Annotated in this window: 20 protein-coding genes and 1 tRNA gene; 11 read left to right on the forward strand and 10 right to left on the reverse strand. The window is 40.0% G+C overall.

Annotation, left to right across the window (positions count from 1 at the left end):
* Positions 1-88: 88 nt before the first annotated feature.
* Genes HMPREF0083_RS08235 through HMPREF0083_RS08245 form a run of 4 tightly spaced genes read right to left on the reverse strand, consistent with a single transcriptional unit; the run spans position 89 to position 1,011 of the window.
* The gene (locus HMPREF0083_RS08235) at positions 89-403 is read right to left on the reverse strand and encodes a hypothetical protein (RefSeq protein ID WP_040302051.1); all 315 of its coding nucleotides are present in this window, start codon (positions 401-403) and stop codon (positions 89-91) included.
* Positions 363-587, reverse strand: coding sequence for a hypothetical protein (locus HMPREF0083_RS08240; RefSeq protein WP_021620751.1), 225 nt, complete (start codon positions 585-587; stop codon positions 363-365). Before HMPREF0083_RS08240 ends, HMPREF0083_RS08235 begins: the two co-directional genes overlap by 41 nt.
* A complete protein-coding gene (locus HMPREF0083_RS27945) occupies positions 584-736 on the reverse strand; it encodes a hypothetical protein (protein WP_155847228.1) in 153 nt (50 codons plus the stop codon). The genes HMPREF0083_RS08240 and HMPREF0083_RS27945 overlap by 4 nt, the downstream gene beginning before the upstream one ends.
* Before the next feature lie 56 nt (positions 737-792).
* A complete protein-coding gene (locus tag HMPREF0083_RS08245) occupies positions 793-1,011 on the reverse strand; it encodes a helix-turn-helix transcriptional regulator (protein WP_040302053.1) in 219 nt (72 codons plus the stop codon).
* A 163-nt stretch (positions 1,012-1,174) separates the two neighbouring features.
* Between HMPREF0083_RS08245 and HMPREF0083_RS08250 the strand changes: the two genes are divergently transcribed.
* The 8 genes from HMPREF0083_RS08250 to HMPREF0083_RS08280 all read left to right on the forward strand — a co-directional run bounded on the left by HMPREF0083_RS08250 (position 1,175) and on the right by HMPREF0083_RS08280 (position 5,822).
* Entirely contained in the window at positions 1,175-1,591 is a 417-nt protein-coding gene (locus HMPREF0083_RS08250; protein ID WP_021620754.1) for a helix-turn-helix domain-containing protein, read from the forward strand.
* On the forward strand, positions 1,581-1,832 hold the full coding sequence (locus tag HMPREF0083_RS08255) for a hypothetical protein (protein WP_021620755.1): 252 nt from the start codon (positions 1,581-1,583) through the stop codon (positions 1,830-1,832). The genes HMPREF0083_RS08250 and HMPREF0083_RS08255 overlap by 11 nt, the downstream gene beginning before the upstream one ends.
* 97 nt (positions 1,833-1,929) lie before the next feature.
* Positions 1,930-2,505, forward strand: a complete 576-nt coding sequence (locus tag HMPREF0083_RS08260; RefSeq protein ID WP_051354585.1) for a DUF4352 domain-containing protein — start codon at positions 1,930-1,932, stop codon at positions 2,503-2,505.
* 70 nt (positions 2,506-2,575) lie between these two features.
* Positions 2,576-3,079 carry an ImmA/IrrE family metallo-endopeptidase gene (locus HMPREF0083_RS08265; RefSeq protein ID WP_040302054.1) on the forward strand — a complete coding sequence of 168 codons (504 nt, stop codon included), beginning with the start codon at positions 2,576-2,578 and terminating at the stop codon, positions 3,077-3,079.
* A gap of 87 nt (positions 3,080-3,166) precedes the next feature.
* The gene (locus tag HMPREF0083_RS08270) at positions 3,167-4,600 is read left to right on the forward strand and encodes a recombinase family protein (RefSeq protein WP_021620758.1); all 1,434 of its coding nucleotides are present in this window, start codon (positions 3,167-3,169) and stop codon (positions 4,598-4,600) included.
* 331 nt (positions 4,601-4,931) lie between these two features.
* Positions 4,932-5,004 (forward strand) — tRNA-Lys (locus HMPREF0083_RS08275).
* Positions 5,005-5,143: 139 nt separating this feature from the next.
* Entirely contained in the window at positions 5,144-5,305 is a 162-nt protein-coding gene (fbpA, locus tag HMPREF0083_RS27075) for a Fur-regulated basic protein FbpA (protein ID WP_021620760.1), read from the forward strand.
* Between the two features lie 271 nt (positions 5,306-5,576).
* Positions 5,577-5,822, forward strand: coding sequence for a DUF2164 domain-containing protein (locus HMPREF0083_RS08280; RefSeq protein WP_021620761.1), 246 nt, complete (start codon positions 5,577-5,579; stop codon positions 5,820-5,822).
* Positions 5,823-6,116: 294 nt separating this feature from the next.
* Here HMPREF0083_RS08280 and HMPREF0083_RS08285 read toward each other — a convergent pair whose 3' ends face one another.
* Complete coding sequence (locus HMPREF0083_RS08285; protein WP_021620762.1) at positions 6,117-6,383, reverse strand: WGxxGxxG family protein; 267 nt, start codon at positions 6,381-6,383, stop codon at positions 6,117-6,119.
* Positions 6,384-6,688: 305 nt separating this feature from the next.
* Here HMPREF0083_RS08285 and HMPREF0083_RS08290 point away from each other — a divergent pair, with 305 nt between their 5' ends.
* Both HMPREF0083_RS08290 and HMPREF0083_RS08295 read left to right on the forward strand, forming a co-directional pair.
* Positions 6,689-7,189 (forward strand): GNAT family N-acetyltransferase, encoded by a 501-nt coding sequence (locus HMPREF0083_RS08290; protein WP_021620764.1) that lies wholly within the window; start codon positions 6,689-6,691, stop codon positions 7,187-7,189.
* On the forward strand, positions 7,183-8,391 hold the full coding sequence (locus tag HMPREF0083_RS08295; RefSeq protein ID WP_021620765.1) for a DUF418 domain-containing protein: 1,209 nt from the start codon (positions 7,183-7,185) through the stop codon (positions 8,389-8,391). Before HMPREF0083_RS08290 ends, HMPREF0083_RS08295 begins: the two co-directional genes overlap by 7 nt.
* A 64-nt stretch (positions 8,392-8,455) precedes the next feature.
* On the opposite strand, the gene HMPREF0083_RS08300 is transcribed toward HMPREF0083_RS08295, so the two are convergent.
* From HMPREF0083_RS08300 to HMPREF0083_RS08320, 5 genes are all read right to left on the reverse strand, one after another.
* The gene (locus HMPREF0083_RS08300) at positions 8,456-9,061 is read right to left on the reverse strand and encodes an SAM-dependent methyltransferase (RefSeq protein ID WP_021620766.1); all 606 of its coding nucleotides are present in this window, start codon (positions 9,059-9,061) and stop codon (positions 8,456-8,458) included.
* Between the two features lie 70 nt (positions 9,062-9,131).
* Positions 9,132-10,196, reverse strand: coding sequence for a MerR family transcriptional regulator (locus tag HMPREF0083_RS08305; protein ID WP_021620767.1), 1,065 nt, complete (start codon positions 10,194-10,196; stop codon positions 9,132-9,134).
* Positions 10,197-10,313: 117 nt separating this feature from the next.
* On the reverse strand, positions 10,314-13,001 hold the full coding sequence (locus HMPREF0083_RS08310; protein WP_021620768.1) for a YhgE/Pip domain-containing protein: 2,688 nt from the start codon (positions 12,999-13,001) through the stop codon (positions 10,314-10,316).
* A 515-nt stretch (positions 13,002-13,516) separates the two neighbouring features.
* Positions 13,517-14,158: a TVP38/TMEM64 family protein gene (locus HMPREF0083_RS08315; RefSeq protein ID WP_021620769.1), complete on the reverse strand. Its 642-nt coding sequence runs from the start codon at positions 14,156-14,158 to the stop codon at positions 13,517-13,519.
* A 221-nt stretch (positions 14,159-14,379) separates the two neighbouring features.
* Positions 14,380-15,270 (reverse strand): hypothetical protein, encoded by an 891-nt coding sequence (locus HMPREF0083_RS08320; protein WP_040302056.1) that lies wholly within the window; start codon positions 15,268-15,270, stop codon positions 14,380-14,382.
* Positions 15,271-15,468: 198 nt separating this feature from the next.
* Between HMPREF0083_RS08320 and HMPREF0083_RS08325 the strand changes: the two genes are divergently transcribed.
* Positions 15,469-16,749 carry an ArsB/NhaD family transporter gene (locus tag HMPREF0083_RS08325; protein WP_021620772.1) on the forward strand — a complete coding sequence of 427 codons (1,281 nt, stop codon included), beginning with the start codon at positions 15,469-15,471 and terminating at the stop codon, positions 16,747-16,749.
* The last annotated feature ends 11 nt before the right edge of the window (positions 16,750-16,760 follow it).

Below are 16,760 nucleotides of genomic sequence, written 5' to 3' on the forward strand. Positions count from 1 at the left end.
AAATCCTCCTTTTTGTTCCTACTCAGAACAGACAACATTTTTAAAACGATATATGATGAATATAGGAAGTACTGAAAGCGAACCTTATTCAGTTTTCATAACGCATCGCAATCGCTTCAATCGCAAGTCGTGTGTTGTGGTCGTCCAGATAGTCCATTCCGCTCAAATCAACTTTATTAGAAGAGTTGAACAAGTGTAGAGCCAGCTTTAACATGAACTTTTCACTTTCCGACCACGTTGATGATTGGCGCTTCAACGCAGAAATTTTTATTGTTTCTGTTCTAAAGTCGAAGTATTTTGTTGTGAAGCATTGATTCAGCTTGTAATGTTTGCTGAACAGATGCAGCACCGGACGCCAGTACTTATCGCGGTACAAGTGTGCAGGGACAGTTTTCTCGGGCATTCTCTCTTCCTCCCTTCTCACGTTCTATTCGGGCTACAATACTAAGAGCGAACGTTTCGAGGTTATCCAGTTCTTGCAACTTCTCAGGCAATGGTAATTGGGCTACCCGGTCGATTTCAGTACTGTGGAAACGCATCGCATCAATGACAGTCGGGAAGTCGTCGGCTGTGGTGATGTGGTTCATGCTGTCTCCTCCTTTTCGCTTTGTTCTTTGCGCCGTTTTAACTCGGCAGGGTCAAGCTTGAGTACTTCTGGGATAATCCATTTGTTCATAGCATCGATAAATCTTTCTTTGTTTGTATCAAGCCAAATCGGCTCGTCGTTTTTACTCAAGGTGGTCATCTCCTTTCCAACTGAGGTTGGTTTTGGTAATCAAGGTGTGTAAAAAATTAGGCTGTGTTTTGTTTCTTTAAGGAACTTTCTTCTTTAAAAAAACGCGTCCATTTGAATTTGAGAGCTTTAGCAATCTTTTTTGCAACATTTACACTCGGAGTTTTAGTTCCATTTTCAATATGAGTGTAGTAGCTACGAGAAATACCTGACAACTCTGCAACTTCATCATGGCTCAACTCTTTAAAATCACGGATTTCCTTGAGCCATACTCGCATGTTCATCCCTCCTATATGTTCCTTTGGGTAACTTTTGTTGTTTTTAGTATATGTTACCCATAGGAACAAGTCAACAACTTTTATTTCTTTTAGGAACTTTCATTTTAAGTTTCTAAAAGTAACATTATACTTATATTAAATTGTTAGTAGAAAAGGGCGATACATGGTGAAAGAATTCTCGAAACGTTTGAAGTATTTACGTGAAAAGAAAAAAGACAAGGAACCAAAATGGACTCAGGGATACGTAGCTGATTTAATTGGGGTTGCTCGACCTACTTACACAGCATATGAGAACGAGAACAATCCAAAACAACCGCCCTTGGAAACAGTAGATAAGCTTGCCGATTTATTCGATGTATCAGCAGATTGGCTAATGGGTCGTACAAACGATCCATCACCAAAAAAATCAGAGAAAGAAATGAGCCTCTTCTTCTATGATGGTCTGGAAGGATATGACGATCTTTCTCCTGAGGAAAAAGAAGCTTTTCGGGAGCATATGTATGACGAGGCAAGGCAAGCCATCGAACTTGTTAAGAAACTAAAGAAACAAGGCAAGCGAGGTGGTATGTATGAACGATAAGTTAGATTTAATCTTGGAAGGTATTAAGGAGTTGCAGCAAATCACACGTGCTATACATGATCGGCAAGAGGAGACAGATGCAAAACTTGAAGCACTGGCTATGGAAGTCCATAAACTACATGGTGAAGTGGCATCTGTAAAAGAAGACACCAAACGTATTCACAAACGCTTGGATTATCAAATTTTACGTATTGCTCGCACTGAAGAAGAAATACATCTATTGAAACCCGAAAAACAATAACCCTGCCTGACCTGAATGGACAAGCAGGGCATTATTTTACGATTTGGAGAAAATATTTCTATAAATGTAAGAGTGTATGAAAAGGGGAAATAACTTTATGAAAGAAAGCCTAAAGATATGGGGGATATTATTTGCTGTTCTATTAGTGATAGGTATATTTTTTAACTTTAGAGGAGAGTCAGAACCAACAGAAGCAGAAACCGCAACACAACTAGATCCGCAATCTACACCAGCAGATATACCTTCCCAACCAAGTACACAGACCATATTCAAGATGAACGAGCCAGTTCAAGTTGGGAAATTAACTTATATAATCCACTCTATCGATGATAAAAAAGAAATCGGCAATGCGTATCTGAAAAAAACAACGGATAATATGTTTCTTATAGTAAACGCATCTATAAAGAACAATGATAAAGAAAGTCGCATCATTGACAGAAACCTATTTTCGATTATTGATTCAGAAGGAAGAAAGTATGATGCAATGCCTAGTGTTGATTCATATGTAAATGATAATGTTTCCTTCTTTTTGGAAAGTGTAAATCCAGGGCTTACACGTAAAGGAAATATCGTATTTGAAGTTCCACCAGACATTAAAGGTTTAAAATTAGAGGTTACATCTGGTTATGCACTAGCTGGGGATGAAACAAAATTAGTCGATTTACAAAGATAATTTGGCCCTTCTTGGGCTCTTCTTTTTACACAAAAATACAAACATACGTTTCCAACAGGGAGAGGACACCATGTTAGAATACTACAATCAAGGACTAACTGAAACATGGATTGAACAACTATATAAGCAAAATGGTATTTTAACACCTCATGATTTAAACATCCAGAATCTAACCAAAGTCTTTTCTATTTTCTTATTCCCTACATATGGGCCAACACACGGTTCTGAACAGGATGGGATTCGCATTATTCTCATGACAAAAAGGCTTGATAAATCTCAGTTCAAGCACCGGTTCTTTCATGAGCTTTGCCACATTTTACGACATGAAGGTAATGAATTTATGATGCCGAAAACATGGCGTGAGTTTCTTGAAATGGACGCCAAACGATTTACTAACCTTGCTATGATGCCGTTTTTTATGCTTAGAGAATTGGAGGTTCATGAATGGCATCCTGTTCGCTTAGCCACCATATTTGATGTGTCTTACGAATATGCTTGCGACCGACTCAATTACATTCAAAATCGAATCCAAGCAAACTATCTTGAGGAATTAGAGAGGGTAAAATTTTTTTAGTATTAAATCGGAACAAACATTCTCACTTTATAGTTATCCACGTTTTTATACATAAAATATCCACAACATTAGCAGGAGGAAGAAATTATGAGAGCCGCTATCTATGCCCGTGTGTCCACTACTGAGCAAGCAAAAGAAGGTTACAGTATTGATGCACAAAGAAGCAGACTTATTGACTTTGTGAACTCGCAAGGATGGGAGATTGCAGACATTTATATCGATGATGGTTTTTCAGCAAAAGATTTAAACCGCCCTAAAATGCAACGCATGATGCATGACATGACTAAGAAGCACTTCGATGTTGTACTTGTCTATAAGCTTGATCGTTTGGTACGTTCAGTCACTGACTTGCATAATCTGCTACAGCTTTTCGATAAGTACGACGTAAAATTCAAATCAGCTACTGAATCCTTTGAAACTACGTCAGCAATGGGACGTTTCTTTATTACCTTGGTTGGTGCTATGGCTCAATGGGAACGAGAAAACCTTGCTGAACGTGTAAAGATGGGTATGGAACAAAAGGTGTTGAAGGGCGAGCGTAATGGCTCCTATGCCCCATTCGGCTATCAGCTCACTGACGGTCAATTGTTCATCGATCCGAAAGAAGCACCGATTGTCCGCCGGATATTCGAACTATACAAAACAAAAGGATTAAATCATACTGCTCGTATCTTGAACAAAGAAGGCTTATTAGGAAGACGACGCAAGCAATGGGCGACCTTTACCATACAATATGTGATCGATAACCCGGTCTACTGTGGAAAGCTTCGCTGGAACAAGGATTCACGTAGCGAAGAAATCATTACGGAAGGATCACATGAAAAAATTATTAGCGAGAAGGAATTTGAAGAGATACAACGGATCCGTAAAAGCCGAAGTTCATACGGTAAACGAGTAACTTCTGCTTATCCTTTTAGCACTGTACTTCGTTGTGCTCGCTGTGGCTCAACATTCCTCGGCACACATCGTCGAAGAAAGTCTGGGGCATTATATAAGTATTATCGTTGTAGTGGTCGTTTTTATCACCGTAACTGTGATATGCCAATTGTTGCAGAATGGAAAGTAACTGAAGCATTTTTAGAACGAGCAAAATGGAAAATTGATGAACAGACTAAAAAAGAGCTTCAAGTTGAAAAGGAAGAACCGGTATATAGTGACCGTGATGCATTGGAAGAAGAGTTAAAAGTTATCGCAAAGCGAAAAAGGAAATGGCAGGAAGCCTTTGCAAACGACGCTATCGATGTAGAGCAGCTACGTGCAAATATGGCACAAGAAAAAGAAAAGGAACAACGTATCATGGAGCTGCTTACCGAGCAACCACAAGAAACAGTTGAATGGAATGAAGATGAACTTTTACAACACCTACAGGACATAAAATCTGTTTGGTCAGACATTGATGATTATTCCAGAAAACAATTTGTTAATGAGATATTCGAAAGCATCTCCATTGACACAAAATCAAAAGGCTTGCTTGGTCCTCGTGACATTGGTGTAGATATCGTTAATTTTACCTTGCGATAAATAATACCGACAAAAAAAAGCCCGAGACGGTTGTCCGGGCATATGCTATATAAAAAACGTTACTTTTGGTTATGTGAGGACTTGAAAACATAACGCCCATCCATAATGGCTCCTTTCCCTCTCGTTATCCATCTATTTGTCCTTTCTTATTATACCCGATTTTTCTTATCACTCAGAGTGTTTTTCATTGCCAACCCAAAATCGGCTATTCAACGTTTAAATGGATAATTTCTATTTGGGTAATTTGGTGCCAATTTCTATAGATTTATCAATATTAATATGATATTATTTAACAAGATACTTTTATAAAGTAAGTATATTGTTAACGAAAGGGGTATTAGCTTAGCTGGTAGAGCAGCCGACTCTTAATCGGCAGGTCGCAGGTTCGATCCCTGCATACCCCACTATATTTTACACGGTTATTAAATATATTTAATTTATCTGTCATAATGCTGTAATATATATGCTGTATAATCAAAATTGTGGTTGGGTTGGTATAGGCGTGTAAAGTAAACTGCTCTACTTTCTAAAGAGGTGTTTATTATGAAAGAAGAAAAAATTCAAACCTATATTGACAGGCTATTAGAAATGGGAATTTTCAAGATAGGCGATCGCCAGCTGTATGAGTGCTCAGAAAAGGAAATCAAACGAGAGCTATTCCATGCCCTATTACAGAAGAAAAAAGAAAAAGTATATTGCACATAAAAGAATCATCATGAATAAAGAAGACCCGGATACTCGCCGGGTCTTCTTTACTTTATGCTTTTTTATTTTTAAGCTATTTCTCCTCAAATACAGTGATTCCAAGCATTGTTCCATCACCCTTATAGATGTTTTATGCACAATACGATATACTTTCATTCAAGTTCCCATTTCGCTTTACTTTACTGATTGAATGTTTTAGAATTCATTGTTATGCTAATTCGCCGGGATATTACTGAATAATGAATATCCTTAATACAAAAGGAGGCTTATTATGTTATATACAAAGCTGCCAAGAGAACAAAAACTGCAAATCGCAAGCAATGTCCAACAATACTTCAAAACTGAACTTTCTGAAGAAATCGGTCAGTTAGCCGCAGAACATCTAATTGACTTCATGCTAAAAGAACTATCTCCCTATATATATAATAAAGCAATACAAGACGCCCGCAGTATTGTCGAGCAGCAGATGGTTTCCATTGAAGAAGAATTGTACGCGCTTGAAAAGCCGATAAAGTAAAAGCGCCACCCGATCCGTCTTTCTATTCAGGAACACTACTATATAATGCAAAAATAACTTCTTTATGCTGTTTTACATACAAATATATGCGGGGATGCCTATTCTTCTGCCTATTTTATTTGGCACGCTATTTGCTTATATTTTAAAGTACTGACAAGTACTCTCTTCATTTGTCACCTTCTAACCACGGAAGCGAGATATCCACCTCTTCTCTCGCTTCCACTTTTTTGTGATTATCCATTCATTTTCTCCTTCTACACAATAAAAAAGCCACTCCGAAGAGCGGCATCATCGTTATTTACGGTCAGGTTCCGGATCCTTATTTCTTCCCCGCAGCCCTGCCAAGCCTGCTAATCCCAATAACCCGATCCAACCCCAGTTATTCCCTCGATATGCACCATCTGTTGCAGTAGTCCGATAAGTGTTCGTATGGGTCCCCTGATAAGTATTTGTATTCGTGCGGGGATGCCCGTCAACGCCTGCAGTCTCAGCGAAAGCCTGTGTTCCTAATACGGTTGTCAGCATAAAAGCCATAAGTACAATTCGTAATTTTTTCAGCATAATTGGTAAGCTTCTTTGTTGGATTCTGCTTTCAAGTTCTATCCTCTGCACTTTGCTGTCCTTTTATACATTTTTCCGGGAAATTGTTTATTTAACAAGTGAAGAGGAAATACTTGTAACAAGTAGAGTTTTCTACTCCCTTTCTCTCTCCTTATCCCTCCTGCTTTATCGCAGGAGGGCTTTTTATTTTCAATTCAAATTTTTATCCCGCTCCAATAGGCAGAAAGCTGATGGAAGCTTTGCTTTATCGTATAATGAAATAGCAGAAGGAAAGGAAAACAAATACATTTCAGGAGTGTGAAATAGTGACTGTTCCACCTATTATCCAATTATCCGCAGCAAAACATGAAGAACGCCACACATATTTGGACTTGCTCTTAATAGCAGATGAATGCGCAGAAATCGTGAGCAAATACCTATATGATGGGGAACTGTACTCCGTCTATAACGAAGAACATGAAACAATCGGGGTCATCCTGATGATAAAAAAGGCAAGGGATATCGCAGAAATTAAAAACATAGCCGTCAAGCCGATACATCAGGGAAAGGGATACGGTAAGGCAATTCTTCAAATAATATGTAACATGTACAAAGAAAAAGGATACCGAAGCATACAAGTAGGCACTGCAAATTCAAGTATTGAAAATCTAATTTTTTATCAAAAAGCCGGATTTCGAATCATTAATGTAAAGCGGGATTTTTTCGCAGCATATCCTGAGCCCATTTTCGAAAATGGCATTCGTGCTCTTGATATGGTTATGCTGGAAAAAACGTTGCACACCGAAGCAGGGATGGGTTCATGTTAACACCAATTACAGGGCAGGAGCGTATTGCTTCGCTCGATATTATTCGCGGTTTTGCGTTGTTTGGCATCTTTCTTGTTAATTTCCCTTCCTTCCACCCTGCTGACTACCCTGCCCTAATGTTCTCGCTCGATCCAGGATATACCGGCCTGGATCGAGGCATTCGTTTATTTTATGATATGTTCGTTCAGACAAAATTTTATACTATTTTCTCATTTCTGTTTGGCTTAGGCTTCTACATCTTCATGGAACGAGCTGAGAAAAGAGGGCTGTCGGTATACAGTTTATTCACACGCCGATTGTTGGCATTGCTTGTGTTCGGCTTGCTGCACCTTATTTTTTTCTGGTACGGTGACATCCTGCATACGTATGCGCTAGCCGGTTTTATGCTGCTCCTCTTCTATCGAAGAAGAAACGGGATTATTCTTGCATGGGCGTTCGGTCTCCTCATCTTCATACTTAGTCTTACAACATTACCGCTGTTTTTTTCCGATGAGCTATATGGAAGCTTACAGCAGGAACAACAGGCCCTTGGACAACAGGAAATAAAGAAAACAATGGAGATATATGAACATGCCAGCTATCTTGAATGGGTAGCCTACCGTTTCTCTGCCGAAGTAAGCGACATACTTTCCAATGCACCATTGACTGTCGCTTCCATTCTTCCTTTGTTCCTGTTTGGCCTATATGCAGGACGAAAGGAAGTTTTCCATGAGCCAGCTCATCACACACGTTTTATTTGGGTCACATGGCTAGGCACGCTCATGATAAGCATTCCATTGGTCAGCATGGTATTCGCTGTTGAATATGATATTGTATCCTTCGGGATAGCAAAACTGGATGCTAAACGTCTTTTTATCCAGTTAAGCGGCCTAACATTATGTTTCTTCTATATGAGTTCACTTCTTCTGCTGATGCGAAATAAGCTAGCCCGTACATTTCTCGCTCCCCTTGGCTATACAGGACGTATGGCGCTAACGAATTATCTAGGGCAGACGATAATTGCACTCATATTAATGAGAGGCTTCGGATTATTCGAGACCTTCACACTGAGCATAGGTCTTATCATCTGCATTGCTGTGTATGCACTGCAAATTTTATTTAGCTTTTACTGGCTTCGTTTTTTCCGCTTTGGGCCGCTGGAATGGATATGGCGCTCAATTACTTATGGTGCTCTGCAACCAATAAAAATTGTAGATAAATAAGGATACATACTTTCCTATCCATTGAACAAACGAGATGCATCTTCTGCATCCCGTTTGCTGTATCTCAGACTTTCTTCACAATCAAGATTCTTGCAGCATGATGATGGGGAATGTTGCTTGAATTACAGCAAAAGATAATTTCTTCGGTATACAATTGCTTCCAATCTACATAATAAGCTTGCAGCTCTTCTCTGGTATAAAGATACTCGTTCCTTCCCCAATCAGGTGCCATTTCAATATCAGGATGGTCGATAAAAGCAAACAAAGCATGAATCCCGCCCTCTTGTGTATTCTCCTTAAAATGCCTGAATTGTCGTTGTCTATTTTCCGGTTTGATGTACTGAAGTGCGCCAATTGAATACAGTACATCAACTTTGCAAGGGAAGATAAAATCATTTACATCTGCCTGAATAGTTTGAAGTGATGTCCCCATTTCTTCAGCAAGCTTGCTTGCTTTTCCTAAGCCCGCTGATGTGATGTCCATACTTATAACGTCATAACCTTGTTTAGCTAGAAAAACACTGTCTCTGCCTTCCCCTGCTCCTAAATCAATGATTGTTTTGGTGGGGCCATTCATATAAGCCAGCAATTTTCTCGCTAGCTCACTCGGTTCCTTTCCCCAATAATATTCCTGCTCTTCGTACAATCGCTCCAGTTGTTCCTTATCCATCTTGCATCCTCCTTCGTTCAAGATAAGGCAAGCATAAAGTATGACGCAAGGGAAAGCTCAACCGTTTTTCTTACCGAATGGGAACTGCGTATACGATATACAAAAGATTATCTATTCTTTTATGTTTTGTAATATAATCATTTTCTTCAAACCAATAAAGTACATCAGGAAGAAAGGCATAATGCTTATTTTCCATTAGGTGAATTGCTTCCTCCTGCCCTTGCTGTTTTAGCCGTTTGATATATCTTTCCTTGTCTTCTATACTCTCGTACATCAGGTCTGTGATGCAAATACGTCCAGAAGGCTTCAAAACCCGCTTCATCTCCTCTAAAGCCAATGGCTGCTGCTCATTCGTTATGTGGTGAAAAGCAAGGCTTGTTACAACAAAATCAAATTGACTATCTACATAAGGAAGCGCAAGAAAGTTGCCCAGCTTTGTCTCCATTTTTGGGTACTTACTACGACACTGCGCAAGCATTTCCCTTGATTGATCCACACCTGCGATGCTTATTCCTTTATCTGAAAATCTGCCTGCCAGATTTCCAGTCCCTGTACCGATATCCAGTCCCTTTTCCCCTATTCGGGGATTTACCCATTTTACCGTCAGATCAAGTACCTGTTTGTAATGATTGCGAACGTCAAATCCAGCATGATGATGGTGCAGCTCACTATCATATGACATAGCACGGCGGTCGAAGTTCCAACGATCATACCAGCTTTCTCTGCACTCACGCAGTCTTTTCGAACCTTCCGATAGGCGATACATTTCTTCGATGTCCGGAGCACTTTTTTCTTTACATATAGCAATCATTTGATCAATGGTTGTGATCATTTGCTTTAATTCGACCCATTTAGCAAATATAGCTGCCCTTTGCAATTCAAGATAATACGATATGTTTTTTCTTTCTCCTTCATTCATCTCGTCCAGAATTTTTTTTATCTCTTTTACGGACATTCCTACTTCTCGTAATGCAATAATAGTCTGCAATCTCCAGGCATCTTCCTCAGTAAATAGCCGATACCGGTTTTCTTCCTGTTTTCTTGGGGAAATCAGCCCTTTTTGTTCATAGAACCGAATAGCACGTGCCGAAATATTAAGTTTCCCCGCGATATCTTTAATTCTCATCTCTTCCATATACTGATTCCCCCTCTGTTACATCAGAACATTAGCGTAACGTTAATGTAAAAGCAGTTACCATCTAGCAAGACAGCAACTGCTTTTACATATTTATATTCCTATATCATGTTCTCTCTAATGAATGATCTTGCTTTCTTTTGCTTTTTCAGTAACCCGTTGTGTCGACTTACTTAATGGTTCCTTTAATACAACTCCCAGAAGGAGTGCCGCCCCCAGGAATAACAATAGAAACACAATATCTTTAATCACAATATCGTACAGCATTCCGCCCACCGCTTCACGCATTAAGCCAATGGCGTACGTAAAAGGCAAAAACGGATGGATAGCCTGGAAGAATGGCGGCGTGACCTGGATCGGGAACGTTCCGCCAGACCCTGACAGCTGCAGAACAAGCATAATAATCGCAAGTGCTTTCCCCATGTTTCCAAACACCGATACAAAGGTGTACACAATCGTCATAAACACAATGCTGGTGAATACACCGAATGCTACAAACCAAAGCTTATCCGCAACATACGCGCCTAATACCACCATGTCTCCTATTGTGACAATAAGCGCCTGAAATACGCCGATTGTTAAAAAAGTTAACAGCCTTCCAAAGTAGATGTCATTGCTTTTATATATCCCTTTCGGATCTTCTACATCAAGACGGAGCAAGGAAACGAGCAGGATCGCTCCAACCCATAAACAAAGCGTCGTATAAAATGGCGACATAGCTGATCCGTAATTCGGAATCGGAAACTTCTTGTTCTCCTTCAACAACACTGGATGTGCCAAAAAGTCACTTTCTTTGCGAATATCATTTTTCAATAGTTCAATAATGTCACCAAGATTTTTCGTCTTTTCAAACTCGCGAATTTTATCCGCTGCATTTCTTACCGAATCCTCTAATGCCGGCAAATCCTGACGAACAAGATTGGCTACTTTATGCACGGCTGCTTCAACTTCCGGCAGCTTTGTTTGGATGAGGTTAGACACTTTATGAACTTCTTGTTCGGCCCGCGGCAAATCCTGACGAACAAAGTTAGCTGCCTGATGAATTTTCGGTTCCAGTTTAGGCAGGTCATTTTGGACAAAGCTGGCCGCCGCATTAATACCTTCTGTCAAGCGTCCCATCTTCTCTTGAATGCTTTGTGCCACTTCATGCACGTGCGCCCTTATTTCCGGCAGATTTCCCTGCAAGCGTATCAGCTCTTGCTGTCCGAAATCAATTCCAAACGCTGCATCATTCAGAATGGCTTTAATATCCGGTAATTGGTTCTGTGCTGTTTGCAAAACATCGCTTGCATTTTGCGCCGATCTCTTAAGCTGATCAAGAGCTTTGTTTATATTCGGCACAATCTCCGAGTCATAGCGCGACAGGATGCCTCCAAGTGCATCACTTGCATCTTTTGATAATGCGTTTAAGTTATCGACAATTGTTTTTGCCGGTTGTTCTCCACGCTCAATCGTGTTTTTAATGGCTTGAATTGTACTGATTTGCTTCTCAAAATTTGTTTTTACAGCGTGTAAACGTGTAATCGTATGATCAAGCGGATGATTAGGTATATACTTGTTCAGCTTTGTCAACAAATTAGTCGTTCTATCGATGACCTTCACGCCCGTTGATAACCGATCTTGCAGGAAGGATAATGCCTCCAATGTCGGCTTCGGATCGATGTTCGCTTGTTTGAGCGTTTCCGTTATTTGTGTAACAGCATCCGCCGTCTGCTGAAGCAGAAGTAAATTTTGTTTAATAATAGGAGCAAGCGATTCAAAAGCTCCATCGTTTTTCTGCAAAAATTCATTTAGACCGTTTGCAAAATCGCTCCCGTCCTTTGCGATTTGTTCAAGTTTCGGTAACGCTTGCTGTGCGCTGCTAATAATTCCTGCTGCCTTTTTCGCATCTTCTATCGCCTTGTTCAGCGTACTTTCTACCTTATAAAAGTTTTGATCGATTTCTACGATACGGTCTGCCGCTTTTTGAATTTCGGGCAGCTTTTGCTGAATGACCAGGATTTCGTCGCCAACTTCTTTAAGCTTCGGCAGCTTCTCCTCAAGTATAAGAATATGATTAGCTGCTTTTTTTATTTCTGGAAGCTTTTTTTCCAGTTCGATGACTTTCTCACTTTGCTTGCGTATTTCCGGCAGCTTTTTCTCGAATGCTAATGCCTTATTCCCGGCTTGCTCGATATCAGGCAAACGCTTTTCAAGTTCAAAAATACGGTTTTCGATGTTACGAATGGTCGGTAACTCCTGTTCCAGCTTGATGCCGACCTCATTAAAAATCGTAAAAATCGCTTCGCTTGCCGTCTTTACAAAATTTTCGCTTACTTGTGCAACGACCCCTGAAGCACCTGTTGTTGTTATTTTAGGTGCAATCGCATTAATTTTCTCATTGACACTATAATCTATCTCGGGCTTTTGGGGATTTTCCTCCAGGATTGTAGCGATCTTAGCTGAGAAGTCCTTTGGAATGAGCAAACTTGCATAATAATCCCCATGATTAACTCCCCGTTCCGCTTCTTCTTTACTGACAAATACCCAGCCTAGCTTTTTATTCTTCTTAAGACTGTCTACAATTTCATTACCGACATTAATCCTTTTATCGATATCTCCTTTCTGAATATGCGTGCCCTCGTCCTCGTTCGTAACTGCAATGGCAATTCCTGATGTATCTCCGTACGGGTCCCATGACGCTTTTAAGTTAAACCATGCATAAAGAGAGGGAAGAGCCATTAATCCAACAATTAAAAAGAGAGCAATCGGCACTTTAAATATATTTATCCAATCTGTTTTATAAATTTGCAAAATTCTTTTCATCCACTGCTCACCTAACGCTTTCCATTATTAACTGCCTTTTGAGCAAAACTATAACTTTCTCTGGAGCATGTGTCATCCGTTATAAAAGAAAATGAAAAATTACGCTATTACTATGTATAACATAAACTAAAACTTCTATCAGCAGGGTTTTTTTTCTTCCTCGCCGCTGGTTCGTTACGTGTATCGCCGTTCCACAAGTGAAAACGCGGAAAACAACTATCTTGCTGAATTCCGCGTTTTAATACTGATTATTATCGGACATCCAATGTTTTATTCTATATACATCTGACTTGATTAATCGACAAATAAATCATGGTGCTTACCGAATGATAAACTGATAAAAGCATGCTGTATGTTAGACCCTGCTTTTCTTTACCCGTCTATGAACATAATCATCTATTGAGGCGACACTTAATCTTATGCCAAAGAAATCGGTTAGATGTAGGAGAGCTAGAGAAAGAAAAATCCTCATCATCTGACAAGGATTTTTCTTTACGTTTTCTATAGTACTTCTTTTATTCATCTGCCCCTTGCACTTGTGCCCGCGACAGTTTTCTGTAAGTCATAATATACGTAATAATAAAGATGATGAGCATATAAGCCCCATATATCCCAAACGAAAACCACTTGCTCTTTTCAAAATTTGCTCCGGCAAAGTTAACCAACAAATTATTCGGTATTTTTCCTAGCAACGAAGCCAGGAAAAATGTAGACCACCTTACATTACTAAGACCGCAAATCGCATTCACTGCAAGAGAAGGAACTACCGGAATAGCTCGGCTCAGAAATATCGCTACGAATGAATTTTTTTCAAAAGACTGCTTGTACTCATTCACTTTTGGATGCTTATTTACATAACCTTCCGCCCAATCACGGAAACCATAACGCACCAAAAAAAATAAAATCATTGTTCCTAACATCGCGCCTGTTAGCGTAATGCTTGTCCCTTGCCAAACACCAAAAAAACTCCCGATCATTCCAGCCAGGATAGGAAACGGAATAACAGGAAAGAACACGTCGATAGCAACAAGCGATATGCTAATTATAATCGCAAGCATGCCACCTTCTTTCATCCATTCCACCCATATGTCTTTTTGTGTGTAACCCAAAACAACAATCAGAACGAAAAGAAGAATACTAATAACTTTTTTATTCATAACCTGCTCCCTATATTGGCATTATCCTTACATTCCTATATAGTATCACACTTGTCGATGATCCATATGATGAAAGAAAAAAGGCTCCATTACGCTTTAAACAAACGCAAGGAACCTATGTTCATCACTTATATTTAACTTTCACGATCTTTATATGCAAATGCATATAACCTTATCCCAATTTAACCGGCAGCAATCCTCCCGCTGAGTAAAGCCTCATTTTATAATTGAATAACTTCCGAATAGCTACCAAGCTGCACAACAACAGGAAAACGGCTCATACCAACCGTCATTCTTCCTTCATCCATAGCCGTTAGGTTTGTCATATGAACAAAGCTTGGCACTTGGTCATCTGGATAGATAGCTACATTCTCCTTAACAAGCTGGATTCGATCCCAATCGGTAAGTTCCCGGATAGAATGAGCAGGAGCAAGCTCAATCATCTCAGTAGCTTCTTTGACCAGCGGCGTCTGGCTTGCATCCTTTAGATTCTGGTATGGATTGGCGAAAATCGTCGTTTTGAACAGGCCTGCTTCACGAAATCTCTCTAATGTTCTCCTGACTGCCTTCTCGGCCCCATTCCCAAAATTGCCCGGAACAATACAGTAGTCTGCTTTTAATTCTTCCTTTCTTTCTACACCCGCCATGAGACAATACACATCAGAGCAAATTACAAAAAACACACTGGATTTTACACCATCGATTTCAATAGTGACCTTATTTAAATAGTCATAGTCCCCTACATTCATTTTTGGGAAACGAGGTTCGTACTGAACTCTCTCAAATGATTGAGGTGTGATTTTCGCCTGTGGAGTATGCACCTTTCCTTCCTTCGTTACGATGGTGAGTACATTGTAATTAACACCTTTTGTAGCATGTGGTAGGTTGGGTGGTACAAGGTTTAATGTCGTAATTACACTTATGCTTTTTGACCGGCATATATCGACGAGTGCCGTAAGAGTTTGTCTGGAATTCTCTTCTGTATAGGCTACGTACTCCGGCAACACAACAATGGAACCTTGCTCGACTTCCATCAGTTTGCTTTTGACATGCTCGAATACTTTTTGTTCACTTGACATCGGATAGCTGAAAATTTTCCATCGGTTTGTCATGCTTGTTTCTCCTTATCCTTTTTTGACTGAGCGTTCGCTCTCTTATGTATATATTCGTTCTTCTTATACGTATCCCTTTATAAAAACTGCCTTTTCTATTTATTTTTACAATTTTTTTGAAACTTTCTCATCACTATTGCGTATGTGAATAAGTTGTGGAGCATATTCTTTGAGTATAGGAGGTTTTAGATTACAACAATGGAACAACAAGCAATTATAGCCATCGGAGTTTTCTTAGTTACATATGCCTTGATTATCTCCGAAAAAATCCATCGGACAATCGTAGCCATGCTGGGGGGCGCCCTCATGGTTATTCTCGGAATCGTGGATCAGGAGACTGCGATTCACCATATCGATTTTAATACACTCGGACTGCTGACCGGGATGATGATTATTGTGGCAATTACGGCGCAAACCGGACTTTTTAAATTTATTGCCATTTGGTCGGCTAAAAAAGTAAATGGGGAACCCGTTAAAATCCTTATCGCGCTCAGCATGATTACTGCAATCGGTTCCGCATTTCTCGATAATGTGACAACGGTTCTACTAATGGTGCCAGTAACGTTCAGTATCACGCGCCAGTTACGCATTTCCGCGCTTCCGTTCCTTATCTCAGAAATCCTCACTGCCAATATCGGAGGAACAGCCACAATGATTGGAGACCCGCCAAACATTATGATTGGCAGCGCGGTTAAGGAATTGACATTCGTAGCATTTATTAACAATCTAACACTTATTTCAATCGTAATTCTCATTATTACTGTTGCGATTCTCGCACTTCTGTATCGCAAACAAATACAAACAACAGAAGAATTGAAAGCAGGGCTCATGGATTTGAATGAAAAAGATGAGATTACCGATACGACCCTGCTAAAAAAATGTTTAATCATTCTTGTCTTAACGATTGGCGGCTTCTTCATTCATCAAATTGTTCATGTTGAATCTGCCACCGTCGCCCTGCTTGGCGCATTCGTTCTTCTGCTGTTGACAGGTGAGCACTATCTTGAAGATGCACTACCGAAAGTGGAATGGACAACCATCTTCTTTTTTGTCGGTTTATTTATTCTTGTATCCGGCCTCGTAGAAACCGGCGTTATCGCACAACTGGCAACAAAGGCTATTGAATTGACAGAGGGAAATCTTGTGGCTACCTCATTGCTCATCCTGTGGATGAGTGCTATCGCATCCGCCTTTGTCGATAATATCCCTTTCGTCGCTACGATGATCCCGATGATTCAAGAGATGGGAAAAATAGGAATTTCTGATCTAGAACCTTTATGGTGGTCCCTTGCTCTCGGGGCATGTCTTGGAGGAAATGGAACATTAATTGGCGCAAGTGCTAACCTAATTGTCGCAGGCATGGCCGCCAAAGAAGGGTACAATATTTCCTTCTTAAAATTTCTGTGGATCGGCTTCCCGCTAATGATTTTGTCCATTATCATTTCTACAGTGTATATATATCTGCGTTATCTTATATAAGAAAGGGGATA

It is taken from the genome of Aneurinibacillus aneurinilyticus ATCC 12856 (assembly GCF_000466385.1).
Lineage (GTDB): Bacteria > Bacillota > Bacilli > Aneurinibacillales > Aneurinibacillaceae > Aneurinibacillus > Aneurinibacillus aneurinilyticus.

Bases quoted from the DNA above. Each gene is read 5' to 3' on its own strand.
- HMPREF0083_RS08305 (WP_021620767.1), bottom strand. From the start codon at position 10,196: ATGGAAGAGATGAGAATTAAAGATATCGCGGGGAAACTTAATATTTCG.
- HMPREF0083_RS08235 (WP_040302051.1), bottom strand. From the start codon at position 403: ATGCCCGAGAAAACTGTCCCTGCACACTTGTACCGCGATAAGTACTGG.
- HMPREF0083_RS08260 (WP_051354585.1), top strand. From the start codon at position 1,930: ATGAAAGAAAGCCTAAAGATATGGGGGATATTATTTGCTGTTCTATTA.
- HMPREF0083_RS08300 (WP_021620766.1), bottom strand. From the start codon at position 9,061: ATGGATAAGGAACAACTGGAGCGATTGTACGAAGAGCAGGAATATTAT.
- HMPREF0083_RS08270 (WP_021620758.1), top strand. From the start codon at position 3,167: ATGAGAGCCGCTATCTATGCCCGTGTGTCCACTACTGAGCAAGCAAAA.
- fbpA (WP_021620760.1), top strand. From the start codon at position 5,144: ATGAAAGAAGAAAAAATTCAAACCTATATTGACAGGCTATTAGAAATG.
- HMPREF0083_RS08280 (WP_021620761.1), top strand. From the start codon at position 5,577: ATGTTATATACAAAGCTGCCAAGAGAACAAAAACTGCAAATCGCAAGC.
- HMPREF0083_RS08320 (WP_040302056.1), bottom strand. From the start codon at position 15,270: ATGACAAACCGATGGAAAATTTTCAGCTATCCGATGTCAAGTGAACAA.
- HMPREF0083_RS08240 (WP_021620751.1), bottom strand. From the start codon at position 587: ATGAACCACATCACCACAGCCGACGACTTCCCGACTGTCATTGATGCG.
- HMPREF0083_RS08310 (WP_021620768.1), bottom strand. From the start codon at position 13,001: ATGAAAAGAATTTTGCAAATTTATAAAACAGATTGGATAAATATATTT.
- HMPREF0083_RS08245 (WP_040302053.1), bottom strand. From the start codon at position 1,011: ATGCGAGTATGGCTCAAGGAAATCCGTGATTTTAAAGAGTTGAGCCAT.
- HMPREF0083_RS08325 (WP_021620772.1), top strand. From the start codon at position 15,469: ATGGAACAACAAGCAATTATAGCCATCGGAGTTTTCTTAGTTACATAT.
- HMPREF0083_RS08315 (WP_021620769.1), bottom strand. From the start codon at position 14,158: ATGAATAAAAAAGTTATTAGTATTCTTCTTTTCGTTCTGATTGTTGTT.
- HMPREF0083_RS08295 (WP_021620765.1), top strand. From the start codon at position 7,183: ATGTTAACACCAATTACAGGGCAGGAGCGTATTGCTTCGCTCGATATT.
- HMPREF0083_RS08255 (WP_021620755.1), top strand. From the start codon at position 1,581: ATGAACGATAAGTTAGATTTAATCTTGGAAGGTATTAAGGAGTTGCAG.
- HMPREF0083_RS08265 (WP_040302054.1), top strand. From the start codon at position 2,576: ATGTTAGAATACTACAATCAAGGACTAACTGAAACATGGATTGAACAA.
- HMPREF0083_RS08250 (WP_021620754.1), top strand. From the start codon at position 1,175: ATGGTGAAAGAATTCTCGAAACGTTTGAAGTATTTACGTGAAAAGAAA.
- HMPREF0083_RS08285 (WP_021620762.1), bottom strand. From the start codon at position 6,383: ATGCTGAAAAAATTACGAATTGTACTTATGGCTTTTATGCTGACAACC.